A 15,596-nucleotide genomic window follows, 5' to 3' on the forward strand; every position below is an offset into this window, starting at 1 on the left:
AGCTTTCAGCTCAATTAATCCAAAGGGAGCCCCACATGAAAACATCTGCCATTTTTGTCAAATCTGTGCTGAGCGCCGGCATTGCAGTGTTCACCACTGCGGCATCCGCCAACCTGTACCAGTTTCAGTTCCTTGCCAATCCCGACGCGCTTAAAAGTTCACAAGACAAGTCGCTGGATGTGCTGCACACCATCACCATCGACTCCGACAAAATTTCATCGTTCTCGCCCTCTACCCTCAACGCCACCTCGACGTGGCTTGACGGTGGGATCAGCATGACCATGACTCATCAGGGTAAAACAGTGTCGCTCAACAGTGGCCTGGACCCTGACAGCCCTTACGTGACCATTCCTGGTTACTACTACAACGAAGGCTTCCGCAATCTGTCCTCAAAGGGCATCTGGTTCTTTGCGTTGGAGTTTGCACCCAATAGCCCGTTCATCGACGGTAACGACCTGCCCTACGACCCATTTGTCTACGGATTCCTGTTCGCTTACCAGGACAATCAGGCCTACCAGGACTTTGGCTCTCTCTGGGTCGCCGGCGACACCTCGGTACTCCCGAACTATCAAATCCCTGCCGTGCCAGAACCCAGCACGGCCCTCCTGGGCGTGATGGGAGCGCTGGGCCTGCTGGTGGCGGCCAAGCGCAAACGCGGTTGACCGTCGGGCGTCGTCACCACCCACCACCCAAGGCCCGCACCAAGCCCACGGTCTGCCCCGCCCAGGCACCACGCAGCAGCACCGCCTGGCGCTCGGCGCTCAGCAGGCTGCGCTGAGCGTCGATCAACGTGAGGTAGCTGTCCTCTCCCGCGCGGTAGCGTTTGTCGGCGAGGTCGGCCGAGCGGCGGGCGGCGCCCAAGGCCTCATCGACCGATCCGGCCTGCTCACGCGTGGCGGTCAGGCCGCTGAGTTGGCCTTCGACGTCGCCAAAGGCCTGCAACACCGACTGGCGATAGTCGGCCACCGACTCTTCCAGCGCGGCTTCAGAGCGCGTGATGGCTGCGCGGTTGCGCCCGCCATCAATGATGGGCAGGTTGAACACGGCGCTGACCAGCCAGCTGCGCGCGCTCATGGTGAACAGATCCGACAGTTCGCTGGACGCCTGTCCGCCTTGGGCCGTCAGCACCAAGGCTGGGAACAATGCCGAGCGGGCCTGACCCACGCGGGCGTTGGCCGCCACCATGCAGGCCTGGGCCACGGCCACGTCGGGGCGGCGCTCCAGCAAAGCCGACGGCAGGCCGGCCGGCACCTGGGGCACGGCCACATCCGCTGGCAAAGGCTGGGCCGCCAGGCTGAAGGCCGACGGGGTCTTGCCCAGCAGCAGCGCCAGGGCCTGTTCGGCACGGCGGCGGTCGCCTTGCGCGGCCTGCAGCTCGGCGCGCGTGCTGGCGCGATCGGCCTGGGCGCGGGCCAGGTCCAACTCGGATACATCGCCCGCCTTGTAGCGCTTGGAAATCAAATCCAGCGTCTGCTCGCGCAGCGACAGCGTGCGGCTCAAGAGATCGGCCACGGCGTCGAGCGTACGCACTTGGTAGTAGGCCTGGGCCACGTCGGCTTGCAGGGCCAGACGCACCGAGCGCAAGGCGGCCTCGGTGGCCTGCGCGTCGGCGTCAGCGGCGCGCACGCCATTGGCCACGCGCTGGAAGAGGTCCACCTCGTAGCTGGCGCCCACGCCCAACTGCCATGCGGTGGCAGCCGGCACGCGGGTTCCAGCGGACTCGCCGGCCTCCACGGCCGAGAGCTTCTGGCGGGTCGCGCCCGCCTGCGCCCCCAACTGCAGCGAGCGGTCGGCCTCGGCGCTGCCCAACAGCGCTCGCGCGGCTTTGACCCGGGCGGCGGCGGCCGCCAGTCCCGGGTTGCCAGCATCGGCTTGTGCTTGCAGGGCATTGAGCTGCTCATCGCCAAAAGCGCGCCACCACTCACCGCGCGGCTGGGCCTCTGCGGGCTCAGCCCTCTTCCAGCGGCTCTGAGCGGCCGCCGCTTCCTTGTAGGCCACCGGCACGTCCACCGCGGCCTGTTGCGCCACCGGCGCCGTGTTGCAGGCCGCCAGCAGGGCTGCCGTGGCCAGGGTGGTCATGGACCAACGAATGGATCGGATCATGCTTGCACCTCGCTGCTCAGCACAGGGGTCGTTGTGGTGGTGGCGGGCTGGGTGGGGCTGATGCGTTCGGCCAGCTTGCGCACCAGCACATAGAAGACAGGCGTGAGGAAGAGGCCGAACAGGGTCACGCCCAGCATGCCCGCGAACACGGCCACACCCATGGCATGGCGCATTTCGGCACCCGCGCCGGTCGAGAACACCAGGGGCACCACGCCCATGATGAAAGCGAAAGATGTCATCAAGATGGGACGCAAGCGCAGCTTGCAAGCCTCCAGCGCCGCTTCGACGATGCCCTTGCCATGGTGCTCCAGCTCGCGGGCGAACTCGACGATCAGGATGGCGTTCTTGGCCGACAGCCCCACCAGCACGAACAGCGCGATCTGCGTGAAGATGTTGTTGTCACCGCCGGTCCACCACACGCCTGCCAGGGCGCACAGCATCGACATCGGCACGATCAGGATCACGGCCAGCGGCAGTGTCCAGCTCTCGTACTGCGCGGCCAGCACCAGGAAGACCAGCAGCACGCACAGCGGGAACACGTAGACCATGGTGTTGCCGGCCAGGATCTCCTGGTAGGTCAGATCGGTCCACTCGTAGCTCACGCCCTTGGGCAGCGTCTCGGCGGCGATCTGCTCCATGATGGCCTGGGCCTGACCCGATGACACACCCGGCGCTGCGCCGCCGTTGATGTCGGCAGACACATAGGCGTTGTAGCGCTGCACGCGGTCGGGGCCGTAGCTGTCGCTCACTTTGACCAGGCTTGAGAGCGGCACCATGTCGCCACTGTTGCTGCGCACCTTGAGCTGCGAGATGGCCTCGACGTTGTTGCGGAACGGTGCATCGGCCTGGGCCACGACCTGGAAGGTGCGACCGAAGCGGTTGAAATCGTTCACGTAGAGCGAGCCCAGGTTGATCTGCAGCGTGTCGTAGATCGATGCCAGCGGCACGCCCAGTTGCTTGGCCTTGGTGCGGTCCACGTCGGCAAACAGTTGGGGCACGTTGATCTGGTAGCTGCTGAACACGCCAGCGAGCGCGGGGTTCTGCCAGGCCTTCATCTGCAGGGCCATGACGGCCTGATACAGCTGGTCGTGGCCCACGTTACCGCGGTCTTCCACGAACAGTTTGAAGCCGCCGATGGCACCCATGCCGTTCACCGCGGGCGGCGGGAACACCATGATGAAGGCGTCCTGGATCGCACCCAGGCGCTTGTTGACCTCGGCCGCAATCGCATCACCCGAGAGCTCAGGACTGTTGCGCTTGTCGAAATCATCGAGCGTGTAGAACACGATGCCAGCGTTGGGCGCGTTGGTGAAACCATTGATCGACAGGCCGGGGAAGGCCACCGATTCCTTCACACCGGGCACCGACTGCGCGATGTCCGTCATGCGGCGGATGACCGCGTCGGTGCGCTCCAGCGAGGCGGCATCGGGCAATTGCGCGAAGCCCACCAGGTACTGCTTGTCCTGCGCGGGCACGAAACCGGCCGGCACCTGCTTGAACACGAAGAACGCGGCCACGCACAGCAACAGGTAGGCGCCCATGGTCAGGCTCTTGTGCTTGAGGGTGCCCTGCACGCCACCTTGGTAGCCGTGCGAGGCGCGGTCGAACACGCGGTTGAAGCGCTTGAAGAAACCACCGAGCAACCAGTCCATGCCACGCGCCAGCTTGTCCTTGGGCGCGTCGTGCGGCTTGAGCAGCACGGCGGCCAGCGCGGGCGACAGCGTCAGCGAGTTGAAGGCCGAGATCACGGTCGAGATGGCGATCGTCAGCGCGAACTGCTTGTAGAACTGACCCGTCAGGCCCGACACATAGGCAATGGGCACGAACACCGCACACAGCACCAGCGCGATGGCGATGATCGGCCCCGAGACCTCCTTCATGGCCTGGATGGTGGCGTCACGCGGCGACAGACCGAGTGCGATGTTGCGCTCGACGTTCTCGACCACCACGATGGCGTCGTCCACCACGATGCCGATGGCCAGCACCAGGCCGAACAGCGACAGCGTGTTGATCGAAAAACCAAAGGCCAGCAGCACCGCGAACGTGCCCACGATGGACACTGGCACGGCCAGCAGCGGGATGATCGATGCGCGCCAGGTCTGCAGGAAGACGATGACCACGATCACCACCAGCGCCACGGCTTCGATCAGGGTGTGGATCACGGCCTTGATCGAATCGCGCACGAACTGCGTGGGGTCGTAGACGATGGCGTAGTCCACGTCGGGCGGGAAGTCCTTCTTGGCCTCGTCCATCACGGCGCGCACGTCTGCAGACAACTGCAGCGCATTGGCGTTAGGCGCCTCGAAGATGCCCATGCCGATGGCCGGCTTGTTGTTGAGCAGCGAGCGCAGCGCGTACTGGTTCGAGCCCAGCTCGATGCGGGCCACGTCGCGCAGGTAGGTCACGCCACCGGCCGCGTTGGTGTTGACGATGATGTTGCCAAACTCTTCTTCGGTGGCCAGGCGACCTTGGGTGTTGACCGACAACTGAAAGGGTGCGGTGGTGTCGGGCGGAGCCCCCACGGTGCCCGCGGCCACCTGCACGTTCTGCTCGCGAATCGCAGCCACCACGTCGGCAGCGGTCAGGCCACGCTGGGCCACCTTCTGCGGGTCCAGCCAGATGCGCATGGCGTAATCGCCCGAGCCGAACACCTCGACCTGACCCATGCCTGGCAGACGCGAGAGACGGTCCTTCACGTTCAGCGTGGCGTAGTTGCGCAGGTAGACGTCGTCGTACGTGCCATTGGGCGAGAGCAGGTGCACCACCATCGTGATGTTGGGCGAGCTCTTGACCGTGGTCACGCCGATCTGGCGCACCTCTTCGGGCAGGCGCGGCAAGGCGCGCTGCACGCGGTTTTGCACCTGGGTTTCAGCCTGCTCGACGTTGGTGCCGATCTTGAAGGTGATCGTCAACGTCATCACGCCATCGGTGGTGGCCTGCGAGGACATGTAAAGCATGTTCTCGACGCCGTTGATCTGCTCCTCCAAGGGCGCAGCGACGGTTTCAGCGATGACCTTGGGGTTGGCGCCCGGGAATTGCGCGCGCACCACCACCGAAGGCGGCACCACCTCGGGGTACTCCGAGATGGGCAGCTTGAAGATGGCGATGACCCCCGCGATGAAGACGAGGATGGACAAGACCGCAGCAAAAATCGGCCTGTCCACAAAGCGTGTGGAGATGTTCATGGGGTGGGCCTTTCTTTACTGGGCAGCACTGGCAGCACCTGTGGGGGCGCCCTCCATGGGCACCTCTTGCGGGGCCACCGGTGCACCGGGGCGCACACGCTGCAGGCCATCAACGATGACCCGCTCACCCGGCTTCAACCCGGCGGTGACGACCCGCAACGAGCCCACGGTGGCGCCAAGCTGCACTGGCCGGTACTCGGTCTGGTTGTTGGCGGCCACCACGTAAACGAACTTGCGGTTCTGGTCGGTGCCCACGGCCTTCTCGGCCACCAGGGCCGAGGCCACACCGCCGGCCTCAGTGCCCAGCTTGACCTTGGCGAACAAACCCGGGGTGAGCACACCATCCGGGTTGTTGACCACGGCGCGCAAGCGCAGGCTGCCCGTTTGCGGGTCGATCTGGTTGTCCACAAAGTCCAGCTTGCCCGCGTGCGGGAAGCCCTCTTCATGGGCCAGGCCCACGCTCACTTTCAGGGCGCCCGGGTTGCTGCGGGCCAGCTTGCCCAGCTGCAGGAAGGTGGACTCATCACCGTTGAAGCTGACATACACCGGGTTGGCGGACACCAGCGTGGTCAGCACCTGGCTGCCATCCACCAGGTTGCCTTCGGTGATTTCGGCCTTGCCCACGCGTCCATCAAACGGCGCGCGCACGCTGGTCCACTCCAGATTGAGGCGGGCCGCCGCCAGCGAAGCCTGGTCGGCACCCGACGCAGCCTCGGCCTGCCGGGCGGTGGACGCGCGCTCGTCGTAATCGCGTTGCGCGATCGCGTTGTCGGCCAGCAGTTGGCGCGCGCGGTTCAGTTCGGTCTGGCTTTGGTCGGCCTTGGCCCGAGAGCCCGCGGCGGCGGCCTCCAGACGGGCCACTTCGGCGCGGTAGGCGCGTGGGTCGATGGTGAACAGCACCTGGCCCTTGCGCACCAGCGAGCCCGCCTGGAAGTGCACGCGCTCGATGGTGCCGGCCACGCGGGGACGGATGTCGGCGCGCTCGATGGCTTCAACGCGGCCCGAGAACTCGCGCTCATCGGCCACGGGCCGCGCGATGACGGCGGCGACGCTCACCGGCATGGCGGGTGGGGCACCGCCCTCGGAGGGGGCGGCTTGCGCCGATTGCTCGGGGCCGCAGCCAGCGAGCAGGCCGGCCAGCGCCAAGGTCATGGTCAAAGCGATTCGTGTGGACAGTTCGGTCATGTGGACACTCCCTGAAGTGGAGTCAAAGGTTGCGGTGTTCTGGTGAAGTGAGAGGCGCGCTGTCTGGATGCGCGATGAAATCGCGCATGGCCAGCACACAAGGGTCGTCGGCGGTCAGCTCGCAACGGTCTGCGGCATCGCGCAGGTGGTCGGCCGGTGGCAGGGCCACGTCGTGGGCCACGTTGCCCGCCTCGCGCAACTGGGCGGCGTAAGCCTTGGCCTCATCGGCCAGCGGATCACCCTCGGTGTGAAAGATCAGCGCTGGCGGCAAGCCACCCAGGCGCCGGGCGTTGAGCGGGCTGGCATAGGGGTGCAGCCGGTCGGCCGGGTTGGGCAGGTAAAGGCGGTAGGCGGCTTCGGCCGCCTGGGCCAGCTCGCGTTGATCAGGGTCATTGGCCGCGCAGCGCATGGAGCCACACCCCATGCTGGCGTCCAGCATGGGCATCACCAGCACCTGTCCGGACAGCTTGGGCCCCAGGCGATCACGACACACCAGCGCCGACACCGCCGCCAGGTTGCCACCGGCCTCGCAGCCCCCCACGAACAGGGGCGCGCCACGGCTGGCCAGGCGGTTGCGGTGTTGCCAGGCCATGCACAACACCACGTGGGCATCCTCCACCGGTGCGGGAAACGCGCGCTCAGGCTGTACTGCATAGGTGGGCGCCAGGATGTTGGCACCACAGACGTCAGCCATCACGCGCAGACAGTTGTTGGCTTCGTCCAGGTCGGGCACCACGAAGCCCCCCGGCGCAAAAAACACCATCAGCGCCGGCTTGCTGGCCACGCTGCGGTACAGGCGCAGGCGCAGCGGCCCGCTGTGGCCAGGCCACTCCAGTTCGCTGATCGGCGCAGAAGGATCGAGAGACAGGACAGACGCGTCAGGCATGTGCAGTACACCCAGCACCGGCCCCATGACCGGCGTTCTGCAGACTGTAAAGATGCGCCCTGACTGGATAAATACCATTTTTACGAAATGACTGTTCACATTGGTGAACAATCAAGCATGGACAAGTTCAAAGCCATCGAGGTGTTTGTGCGCGTGGTGGACCTGGGGAGCTTCACCCGGGCAGCCGATGCCCTGGGCATGCCCAAAGCCACGGTGTCGACCCTGGTGCAGGATCTGGAGGCCCAGTTGGGCGTGCGCCTGCTGCAACGCACCACGCGCCGGGTGGGCCTGACGGCCGAAGGCGCGGCCTACTACGAGCGCTGTGCCCGCGTGTTGGACGACCTGCGCGAGGCCGATGAGGCGGTGTCTTCGCGACATGGACAGCCCGAGGGGCGACTGAAGGTGGACATGCCCACCAGCTTGGCCAGCCTCCTGATGCCAGAGGCCATACCGCGATTCATGGCCCGCTACCCCGGCCTGGAACTGGAGTTGGGCTGCTCCGACCGGCTCATCAACGTGGTCAATGAGGGCGTGGACTGCGTTCTGCGCGTGGGCGAGTTGCGCGACCCGACCCTGGTAGCGCGCCGCGTGGGCGACATGCGCTTCGTGACGGTGGCCTCACCCAAGTACCTGGCACAACACGGGGAACCCACCCACCCGAGCGACCTGATGCAATCCGCGCACCGGTGCGTGCATTACTTCTTGCCAGGAGGCAAGCATGCAAGCTTTGAGTTTCAGCGGGGCAGCGAGACACTGTCGCTCACCCCACCAGGGACCCTCGCCGTGAACGACTCCAACGCCTACCATGATGCCTGCATGGCAGGGCTGGGCATCGGCCAGATACCTGAGTTGGTGCTTCGTACACCAGGCCGTGAGAACGCGCTCAAACCCGTGCTGACCGACTGGTGTGCCGGCGTGATGCCCGTGCACGTGGTTTTCCCATCGAACCGGCATCTCTCAACGCGGGTGCAGGCTTTTGTTGAATGGGCCGCCACCTTGTTCGAGACCACACCGCGACCTGTTTGAACCACGTCATGCTGGGGGGAGCGCACCAGGAGTCCTGTCGTGGCGAGCTGCTGCCGCCAGCTGAAATGAATTTCCCACACAACGCGCTTCCCTGTTATAGTGGGTTTAGGTGCATGCTGTTTCGCTTTCCTCCGCAGCACCTGTCGCCCTGTGGGGCCGCGTCCTTTGACGCCCAGCACCCGCATTCTTCGCAGCACCGGCTTGTTGTTTCCGGCTCCTGCTCTCTTCAGGCAAGCGTCGTCTGATCCCGTTGTCCTGCTCACCCGTCTGGTACGGGCGTCTTGTTCAAGCAGGCTCCTGATCTCTCTGTTTTCCTGGGCATTGGCCTGACCTTCGGGTGGCGCTGCCCGCTTGCATTCTTTTCCTTTGAACGATCTCCTTCCTCACCGTCAACAGGTGGGGCGCTATGTGCTGTCGCCGGTCTCACGTCAGACCGATGACGGACAGTACACCGCCTCGCTGTCCATCCGCAGTGGTCGGGGTTCCGCCAGTCATGACCGGGTGTTCCGGTTCATCCCGCTGTTCCCCACATCCCTCGCCGCCGTTCAGTACGCGCTGGCCCAGGGCATGCACTACACCCGTCAACCCGCATTGCCCGCCTGATTCCAGGCCCGGCATGCCCACATCCATTCATCATGGCCAAAGAAGAACTCATTGAAATGCGCGGACAGGTGGACGAAGTGCTGCCCGACTCGCGCTTCCGCGTCACCCTTGAAAACGGTCACAGCCTGATCGCCTACACCGGCGGCAAGATGCGCAAACACCGCATCCGCATCCTGGCCGGCGACAAGGTCTCGCTCGAACTGTCGCCCTACGACCTCAACAAGGGTCGCATCACTTTCCGTCACCTCGAGCCCCGCTCGGGTGGCGCACCCCAGGCACCGCGTCGTCGGTTCTGAACCAGTTGCGAGGGTTCACCCCGCAAGGTGATACCTCAACCTGGGGCCTGCTGGCCGCGGCAGGCCCTCTCATTCCAGCGGCAAATCTCTCTCTTGAAATCTCTGAAAGGGTCCAACCATGGACAACAAGCTCTACGTCGGCAACCTGCCCTACTCGATGCGCGACGACGACCTGCAACAGCACTTCGCCCAGTTCGGTGAAGTGGCCTCTGCCAAGGTCATGACCGATCGCGACACCGGCCGCTCCAAGGGCTTCGGCTTCGTGGAAATGGGTTCGGGCCAGGAAGCTCAAGCCGCCATCCGCGGCATGAACGGTCAGTCGTTTGACGGCCGCGCCCTGGTGGTGAACGAAGCCCGTCCCCGTGAAGACCGTCCCCGTGGCGGCTTCGGTGGTGGCAATGGCGGCGGCTACGGCGGCGGCAATGGCGGTGGTGGCTACGGCGGTGGCCGTCGCGGCTACTGATCAAGCCCAACCCGGCACACGGGTTTTCGGGGGCTGCGCGACAATCATGACCCATGGACCAGTCGCCAGCTCCCGATCCTGACCTTGCGGTCGACCCGATGCCCCAGCAGCCCGAACCGCCAGACCTCAACGCCTGTTGCGGTAACGGCTGCGATCCGTGCATTTTTGATCTGCACGACATGGCCATGGCGGAATACCGTCAGGCCATGAAGGCCTGGCAGGCTCGCCAGAGCCTCAAACCATCTTGAAGAACGACACGGCCTGCACCATGCGGTCGGCCTGCTGCTTGAGGCTTTCTGCCGCAGCGGCACTTTGTTCCACCAGTGCAGCGTTCTGCTGCGTGACCTGGTCCATCTGATTGACGGCGTCCGTCACCTGCGACACCCCGCGGCTTTGTTCGCCGCTGGCTGAACTGATCTCGCCCACGATGTCATTGACACGGCGAATGGCGGCCAGGATGTCCTGCATGCGCTGACCGGCCTCATCCACCAGGGTGCCGCCCTGCTCGACTTGCTGGACGCTGCCCGTGATCAGGCTCTTGATCTCGCGGGCCGCTTCGGCGCTGCGCTGGGCCAGACTGCGCACCTCGCCTGCCACCACGGCAAACCCGCGCCCTTGTTCGCCTGCGCGGGCCGCCTCCACGGCCGCATTGAGCGCCAGGATGTTGGTCTGAAAGGCAATGCCATCGATGACGCCGATGATGTCGCCGATCTTGCGGCTCGAGTCGTTGATGCCCCGCATGGTGTTCACCACCTGCGAGAACACCTGACCGCCCTGGGTGGCCGCGTCGGTGGCGCTCTTGGCCAACTGGTCGGCCTGCGAGGCGTTTTCTGCGTTCAGGCGCAGGGTTTCGCTCAATTGGATCATGGTGGCTGCGGTTTGCTGCAAGGCGCTGGCCTGCTCTTCGGTGCGCTGGCTCAGGTCCAGGTTGCCCTGGGCAATTTCAGAGCTGGCGCCCGCCACCCCTTCAGCTTGATGGCGCACCACGCCCACGGCGCTGGACAGCGCGTCTTTCAAGCGCAGCAGCGCCTGCTGCAGGTCGCCGAGTTCATCGGCCCGGTCGGTGCGTACCGCCACCGTCAAGTCCCCGCGTGACACGCGGTCCACCGCCCCGATCACGTTCAGCAGGGGCGCTGTCACCGAGCGGGTCACCAGCCAGGCCAAACCACCGGCCGTCAACAGACTGCAGACGCACACCAGCAGCAAACCACTTTGCAGTTGCCCCAGGGTGTGATCGACGGCAACGCCGCTCTGGTTCATGAGGTCTTCCTGGTAGGTGGTCAGCTCTGCCAGGTGGCGTTCGTAATCCTGCAGGCGGGGGCGCAATTGGCTGATCAACAGATCGGAGGCGGCATCTTGGTCGTGCGCGGTCGCCACCGCGATGAAGGCCTCCAGAGCGTGTGCGTACGCCTGCCTGGCGACTTCGGCCTGGGTGAGCAGTGTTTTGCCCCGCTCACTGTGGATGGTGGTGTGCAAGGCCTGGTAGAGATCAGACGCCTTGGCCCGGGAGGTGTCGAGCGCGGCCAACTCATCGCGTCGAATCTGCAGGTCTTCCAAAAACGCCAGATCCCCCACGATGCGGGCTTGCAGGTTCAACTCAGCCCGGATCTGGTGCACCTGTTTGACCTTGGGGTAGCGGTCTTGCAGCACCATGTCTACCTCGGTGTTCGTGACCCGCAAGCCCAACCACGAGAGCGCCGACACCAACAGCACCAGCGACAACACAGCGCCGAAGCCCCAAGCCAAACGAGCGCCGATCTTCATGTGATGGAAAAACCGCATGGCCGATGTCCCAAGGATGCCTATCTGACGGCATATCGACAGCCACAGGTCAGACCTGAGTCGGGCGCAGCACTGGCCACGGAATGTTCACGGTTTTAAGGCCGCTTCTCTCAGTTTGTCTTTTTTGCTCTTGCGCTTGCCCTTGATGCCGCCCGTGCCGTCTGGGTCGGTCAGCGGGTTGCGCAAGGGCGGTGGCTGGGTGGGCTCGGTCTGCGTCATCTCGAAGCCCGGCAATTGTTCACGCGGCACGCGCAGGCCCTGGCGTTTTTCGATGAGGCGGAAGTGCGCCTCGGTATCGGCGTTGACGAAACTGATCGCCACGCCGCTGTGACCGGCGCGCGCGGTGCGGCCAATGCGGTGGATGTGGTCGTCGGGTGAGCGCGGCAGGTCGAAGTTGACCACGGCCGGCAAGGCCTCGACATGCAGGCCGCGGGCGGCCAGGTCGGTGGCCACCACCACCTGCAACTCGCCGGCCTTGAAGGCGCGCAGCACCTCGCGGCGGGCGCCCTGGCTGGCGTCGGCATGGAAGGCCGCCGCCCTGAAGCCGTGCTTGACCAGCTTGGCGGCCACCATGTCGCACGCATGACGCGTGGCCACGAACACCAGCACCTGGCGCCAGCCTTCGTGCTTGATCAGATGGCGCAGCAGCGGCGAGCGCTGGGCCGCGTCCACCTGGATGGCTCGCTGGTGGATGTCGGGCACCGACACGGTGGACGCACTCAGGTCGATGCGCACGGGATCGGTCAACAGCCGCGCGGCCAGGGCCTCGATGGCCGGCTCGAAGGTGGCCGAACACAGCAGGTGCTGCCGGCGTGCGGGCAACAAGGCCAGCACGCGGTTCAGCTCATCTTCAAAGCCCTTGTCCAGCAGGCGGTCGGCCTCGTCCAGCACCAGGGTCTGCACGCCGTCCAGGCTCAGGGCGTTGTGCTCGATCAGGTCCAGCAGGCGACCGGGCGTGGCCACCACGATGTCGGCCCCACCGCGCAAGCCCAGCATCTGCGTGTTGATGGACACCCCACCGAACACGCAGCCCCAGCGCAGCGGCGCCTGAATGTGGGCCGACAGGTCGCGCAGCGTTTCGCCCACCTGCAAGGCCAGCTCGCGCGTGGGCACGAGCACCAGAGCCTGCGTGGGTCGGCGGCCAGGCGTCAGGCGCCGGCCCGAGGCCTCGAAGCGGATTTCGATCTGCTGCAGCAGGGGCAGCACATAGGCCAGGGTCTTGCCTGAGCCGGTGGGCGCCAGGGCCAGAACATCGCGCCCGGCCAGCGCCGCCGGAATGGCCGCCGCCTGCACGGGCGTCGCGTCGACCAGGTCGGCATCGGCCAGTGCCTGCTGCAGCGAGGGCAACAGGCCCAGCGCGTTCAAAGGTACCTCGCTCACAGCGCCCTCACCTTCACCGACTTGCCCTTGACCTTGCCGCCTTGCAGGCCCTTGAGGGCCTTGGCAGCGATGTCACGGTCCACCGCCACGTAGGTCGAAAACTCGTTGACGTTGATCTTGCCGATCTTGGCGCCATCCAGCCCCAAGTCTTTGGTGAGCGCGCCCAGCACATCACCGGGGCGGATCTTCTCTTTGCGGCCGCCCAGGATCTGCAGCGTCACGCGCGGTGGGCGCAGCGGCTCGCGCTCAGGTGATGGGGTGAGCTCGCTCAAGGGGTGCCATTCGCTGGCACGGCCCTGCATCTGATCAATGCGACCCACGCGGCCCATCTCGTCCATGCTGGCCAGGCTGAAGGCCCAACCCGATTCGCCCGCACGGCCGGTGCGGCCCACGCGGTGGGTGTGCACCTCGACGTCAGGGGTGATGTCCACGTTGATGACGGCTTCGAGGTTGGCGATGTCCAGCCCGCGTGCGGCCACGTCGGTGGCCACCAGCACGCTGCAACTGCCATTGGCGAAGCGCACCAGCACCTGGTCGCGGTCGCGCTGGTCCAGATCGCCGTGCAATTCGAGCGCCACGATGCCCTGGGCCTGCAGCACATCAACCAGGTCGCGGCACTGCTGCTTGGTGTTGCAAAAGGCGATGGTGCTGGCGGGGCGGAAGTGATCGAGCAGCAGGCCCACGGCGTGCAGGCGCTCGGACTCTTTCACCTCATAAAAGCGCTGGCGGATGCGCGAGGTGTCGTGCTTCTCGGCCAGCTTGACCTCTTGCGGATCGCGCATGAAGCGGCGCGCCAGCTTGTCGACACCTTCGGGGTAGGTGGCCGAGAACAGCAAGGTCTGGCGCTGCTTGGGCGCCTGCGCCACCACCTGCGCGATGTCATCGGCAAAGCCCATGTCCAGCATGCGATCGGCTTCGTCCAGCACCAGGGTCTGCAAACCATCGAGCGTGAGCGACTCGCGCGCAAGGTGGTCGAGCACCCGGCCCGGCGTGCCCACGATGATGTGCGCGCCATGCTCCAGGCTGGCCAGTTGCGGCCGGATCGGGCTGCCGCCACACAGGGTGACGACCTTGATGTTGTCTTCGGCCCGGGCCAGGCGGCGGATTTCGGTGGTGACCTGATCAGCCAGCTCGCGCGTGGGACACAGCACCAGGGCCTGCACACCAAAGAAGCGCGGGTTGAGCCGAGCCAGCAAGGGCAGGCCGAAGGCCACGGTCTTGCCGCTGCCGGTCTTGGCCTGGGCAATGAGGTCTTTGCCGGCCAAGGCCAGCGGCAGGCTGGCCGCCTGGATGGGCGTCATCGCCACGTAGCCGAGGGTTTGCAGATTGGCCTGCATGACCTCGGACAAGGGCAGTTGCCCGAAAGAGGGGCCGCTGCGTGCGGCTTGAGTAACGTCGTCGTTCATGTGATTCAGCCCCATCATCCCCAATGGGCCGGCGCGTCGGTCGAGATGGCTTCGCTGCGGTGCCGGGGCACTTCGCACAGGCCTTGCGCATCCTGCACGGCCCGCACGCTGATGCGTGGCGCCTGCGATTGCACCGAGCCAAAGATCGTGGCAAACGACACATCGGCCGCATCACGCCCGGTGCCAAAACGCACAAAGCCCATGGGAATGGCGGTGCCCGAGGGGTCAAAGATGTACCACCGCCCACCCAGAAAGACCTCCACATAGGCATGAAAGTCGGTGGGGCCCAAGGCCGGATCGGCGCCAAAGTCGATGCCGGTGGCAAAGCGCGCCGGGATGTTGAGCGCACGACACAGCGCGATCATCAGGTGCGCAAAGTCGCGGCACACGCCCCGGCCCTCGTTGAGCGTGTCCATGGCCGAGGTGGCGCTGGTGGTGGTGTTGCCCTCGAACTTGACGCGACGCCGCACCCAATCCTGGATGGCCACCACGCGACTGTAGCCCTGGGGCAGCCCGCCAAACTCGGCCATCACCAAAGGGCCCAGCAGGTCCGACTGGCAATAGCGGCTGGGATAGATGTAGCTCAGCACCTCGGTGGGCAGGCGGGCCACCGGGGTCTCGGCGATCAACTCAGGCGCACACAGGTGGTGGTGCAGATCCACCGTGGCGTGGTAGTTCACCCGCAGGGGACCGGCCCAGGCACTGAGGCGCAGGTAGCGGTTCAGGCTGACCGGGTCGGCAAACAGCTGAGGCAGCACGGCCTGGTTGATGTTCAGGCACTCGCTGTGGATCACCTGACAACGCGTGTGCGCACCGTGGATGTTGAAGACGAAATCGGCACCCGGGGGCGCGACCTCGTAATGCAGGTCGATGGACAGTTCAATGCGGACCAAGGGAATCTCCAGGGCCACACACGAACGCGACCAACTCTTTCACCGCCATTGTCGCCGATTGCCGCGCGGCGCGCAGCAATCTCCTGGCCATCAGTCGGAGATCACCACCCCCGGCATGAAGGCGACGCGCCCCTTGATCTCTTGCGCGGCCTCGGTGGGCTCGGGGTAGAACCACACGGCGTCAGGCTTCATCTCGCCATTGACGAACAGGCTCAGCCACTGCGCCTGCCCCTTCCACACGCAGCTGCTGCGGTGGTTGCTGAAGGTGGTGTATTCATCCTTCAGCGCGTGGCGCGGGAAGTAGTGGTTCCCTTCGAGGGTGACGATGTCGTCGCTCTCGGCGATGACGACGCCATTCCAGATGGCTTTCATGGGGGTGTCCTGTGGC

15 protein-coding genes are annotated in these 15,596 nt (G+C 65.4%); 6 read left to right on the plus strand and 9 right to left on the minus strand.

Features of this window, described 5'->3' with window-relative positions; translation table 11 throughout:
- The first annotated feature begins 35 nt into the window (after positions 1-35).
- Positions 36-662 (plus strand): PEP-CTERM sorting domain-containing protein, encoded by a 627-nt coding sequence (locus WNB94_RS07130; RefSeq protein WP_341389321.1) that lies wholly within the window; start codon positions 36-38, stop codon positions 660-662.
- Positions 663-675: 13 nt separating this feature from the next.
- On the opposite strand, the gene WNB94_RS07135 is transcribed toward WNB94_RS07130, so the two are convergent.
- From WNB94_RS07135 to WNB94_RS07150, 4 genes are read right to left on the minus strand one after another with little or no spacing between them, the layout of a single operon-like run.
- Positions 676-2,103 carry an efflux transporter outer membrane subunit gene (locus WNB94_RS07135; RefSeq protein ID WP_341389322.1) on the minus strand — a complete coding sequence of 476 codons (1,428 nt, stop codon included), beginning with the start codon at positions 2,101-2,103 and terminating at the stop codon, positions 676-678.
- Positions 2,100-5,288, minus strand: coding sequence for an efflux RND transporter permease subunit (locus WNB94_RS07140; RefSeq protein ID WP_341389323.1), 3,189 nt, complete (start codon positions 5,286-5,288; stop codon positions 2,100-2,102). The genes WNB94_RS07135 and WNB94_RS07140 overlap by 4 nt, the downstream gene beginning before the upstream one ends.
- 15 nt (positions 5,289-5,303) lie before the next feature.
- Positions 5,304-6,473 (minus strand): efflux RND transporter periplasmic adaptor subunit, encoded by a 1,170-nt coding sequence (locus WNB94_RS07145; protein WP_341389324.1) that lies wholly within the window; start codon positions 6,471-6,473, stop codon positions 5,304-5,306.
- Between the two features lie 22 nt (positions 6,474-6,495).
- Entirely contained in the window at positions 6,496-7,359 is an 864-nt protein-coding gene (locus tag WNB94_RS07150; RefSeq protein ID WP_341389326.1) for an alpha/beta hydrolase, read from the minus strand.
- Positions 7,360-7,476: 117 nt separating this feature from the next.
- On the opposite strand from WNB94_RS07150, the gene WNB94_RS07155 reads away from it, so the two are divergent.
- The 5 genes from WNB94_RS07155 (at position 7,477) to WNB94_RS07175 (ending at position 9,995) form a co-directional block, all read left to right on the plus strand.
- On the plus strand, positions 7,477-8,385 hold the full coding sequence (locus WNB94_RS07155; RefSeq protein ID WP_341389328.1) for a LysR family transcriptional regulator: 909 nt from the start codon (positions 7,477-7,479) through the stop codon (positions 8,383-8,385).
- A 366-nt stretch (positions 8,386-8,751) separates the two neighbouring features.
- The gene (locus WNB94_RS07160) at positions 8,752-8,988 is read left to right on the plus strand and encodes a hypothetical protein (RefSeq protein ID WP_341389329.1); all 237 of its coding nucleotides are present in this window, start codon (positions 8,752-8,754) and stop codon (positions 8,986-8,988) included.
- Between the two features lie 32 nt (positions 8,989-9,020).
- A complete protein-coding gene (gene infA / locus WNB94_RS07165) occupies positions 9,021-9,284 on the plus strand; it encodes a translation initiation factor IF-1 (RefSeq protein WP_445819029.1) in 264 nt (87 codons plus the stop codon).
- A 118-nt stretch (positions 9,285-9,402) separates the two neighbouring features.
- Positions 9,403-9,747 carry an RNA-binding regulator gene (gene rbp, locus WNB94_RS07170; RefSeq protein ID WP_341389331.1) on the plus strand — a complete coding sequence of 115 codons (345 nt, stop codon included), beginning with the start codon at positions 9,403-9,405 and terminating at the stop codon, positions 9,745-9,747.
- Positions 9,748-9,800: 53 nt separating this feature from the next.
- Positions 9,801-9,995: an oxidoreductase-like domain-containing protein gene (locus tag WNB94_RS07175; protein WP_341389332.1), complete on the plus strand. Its 195-nt coding sequence runs from the start codon at positions 9,801-9,803 to the stop codon at positions 9,993-9,995.
- On the opposite strand, the gene WNB94_RS07180 is transcribed toward WNB94_RS07175, so the two are convergent.
- The 5 genes from WNB94_RS07180 to WNB94_RS07200 all read right to left on the minus strand — a co-directional run bounded on the left by WNB94_RS07180 (position 9,982) and on the right by WNB94_RS07200 (position 15,580).
- The gene (locus WNB94_RS07180; RefSeq protein ID WP_341389333.1) at positions 9,982-11,529 is read right to left on the minus strand and encodes a methyl-accepting chemotaxis protein; all 1,548 of its coding nucleotides are present in this window, start codon (positions 11,527-11,529) and stop codon (positions 9,982-9,984) included. The two genes, WNB94_RS07175 and WNB94_RS07180, sit on opposite strands and share 14 nt — an antisense overlap.
- A gap of 87 nt (positions 11,530-11,616) precedes the next feature.
- Positions 11,617-12,909 carry a DEAD/DEAH box helicase gene (locus tag WNB94_RS07185; RefSeq protein ID WP_341389334.1) on the minus strand — a complete coding sequence of 431 codons (1,293 nt, stop codon included), beginning with the start codon at positions 12,907-12,909 and terminating at the stop codon, positions 11,617-11,619.
- Positions 12,906-14,315: an ATP-dependent RNA helicase DbpA gene (gene dbpA, locus WNB94_RS07190; protein ID WP_445819030.1), complete on the minus strand. Its 1,410-nt coding sequence runs from the start codon at positions 14,313-14,315 to the stop codon at positions 12,906-12,908. Before dbpA ends, WNB94_RS07185 begins: the two co-directional genes overlap by 4 nt.
- Before the next feature lie 14 nt (positions 14,316-14,329).
- On the minus strand, positions 14,330-15,208 hold the full coding sequence (locus tag WNB94_RS07195; protein ID WP_341389335.1) for a transglutaminase-like domain-containing protein: 879 nt from the start codon (positions 15,206-15,208) through the stop codon (positions 14,330-14,332).
- Between the two features lie 90 nt (positions 15,209-15,298).
- Complete coding sequence (locus WNB94_RS07200) at positions 15,299-15,580, minus strand: DUF427 domain-containing protein (RefSeq protein WP_341389336.1); 282 nt, start codon at positions 15,578-15,580, stop codon at positions 15,299-15,301.
- Between the last annotated feature and the right edge of the window lie 16 nt (positions 15,581-15,596).

Source organism: Aquabacterium sp. A3, assembly GCF_038069945.1.
Lineage (GTDB): Bacteria > Pseudomonadota > Gammaproteobacteria > Burkholderiales > Burkholderiaceae_C > Aquabacterium.

Excerpts from the sequence above, each read along its gene's own strand:
- WNB94_RS07130 (WP_341389321.1), top strand. The coding sequence starts at position 36 with ATGAAAACATCTGCCATTTTTGTCAAATCTGTGCTGAGCGCCGGCATT.
- WNB94_RS07135 (WP_341389322.1), bottom strand. The coding sequence starts at position 2,103 with ATGATCCGATCCATTCGTTGGTCCATGACCACCCTGGCCACGGCAGCC.
- WNB94_RS07140 (WP_341389323.1), bottom strand. The coding sequence starts at position 5,288 with ATGAACATCTCCACACGCTTTGTGGACAGGCCGATTTTTGCTGCGGTC.
- WNB94_RS07145 (WP_341389324.1), bottom strand. The coding sequence starts at position 6,473 with ATGACCGAACTGTCCACACGAATCGCTTTGACCATGACCTTGGCGCTG.
- WNB94_RS07150 (WP_341389326.1), bottom strand. The coding sequence starts at position 7,359 with ATGCCTGACGCGTCTGTCCTGTCTCTCGATCCTTCTGCGCCGATCAGC.
- WNB94_RS07155 (WP_341389328.1), top strand. The coding sequence starts at position 7,477 with ATGGACAAGTTCAAAGCCATCGAGGTGTTTGTGCGCGTGGTGGACCTG.
- infA (WP_445819029.1), top strand. The coding sequence starts at position 9,021 with ATGGCCAAAGAAGAACTCATTGAAATGCGCGGACAGGTGGACGAAGTG.
- rbp (WP_341389331.1), top strand. The coding sequence starts at position 9,403 with ATGGACAACAAGCTCTACGTCGGCAACCTGCCCTACTCGATGCGCGAC.
- WNB94_RS07175 (WP_341389332.1), top strand. The coding sequence starts at position 9,801 with ATGGACCAGTCGCCAGCTCCCGATCCTGACCTTGCGGTCGACCCGATG.
- WNB94_RS07180 (WP_341389333.1), bottom strand. The coding sequence starts at position 11,529 with ATGCGGTTTTTCCATCACATGAAGATCGGCGCTCGTTTGGCTTGGGGC.
- dbpA (WP_445819030.1), bottom strand. The coding sequence starts at position 14,315 with ATGAACGACGACGTTACTCAAGCCGCACGCAGCGGCCCCTCTTTCGGG.
- WNB94_RS07200 (WP_341389336.1), bottom strand. The coding sequence starts at position 15,580 with ATGAAAGCCATCTGGAATGGCGTCGTCATCGCCGAGAGCGACGACATC.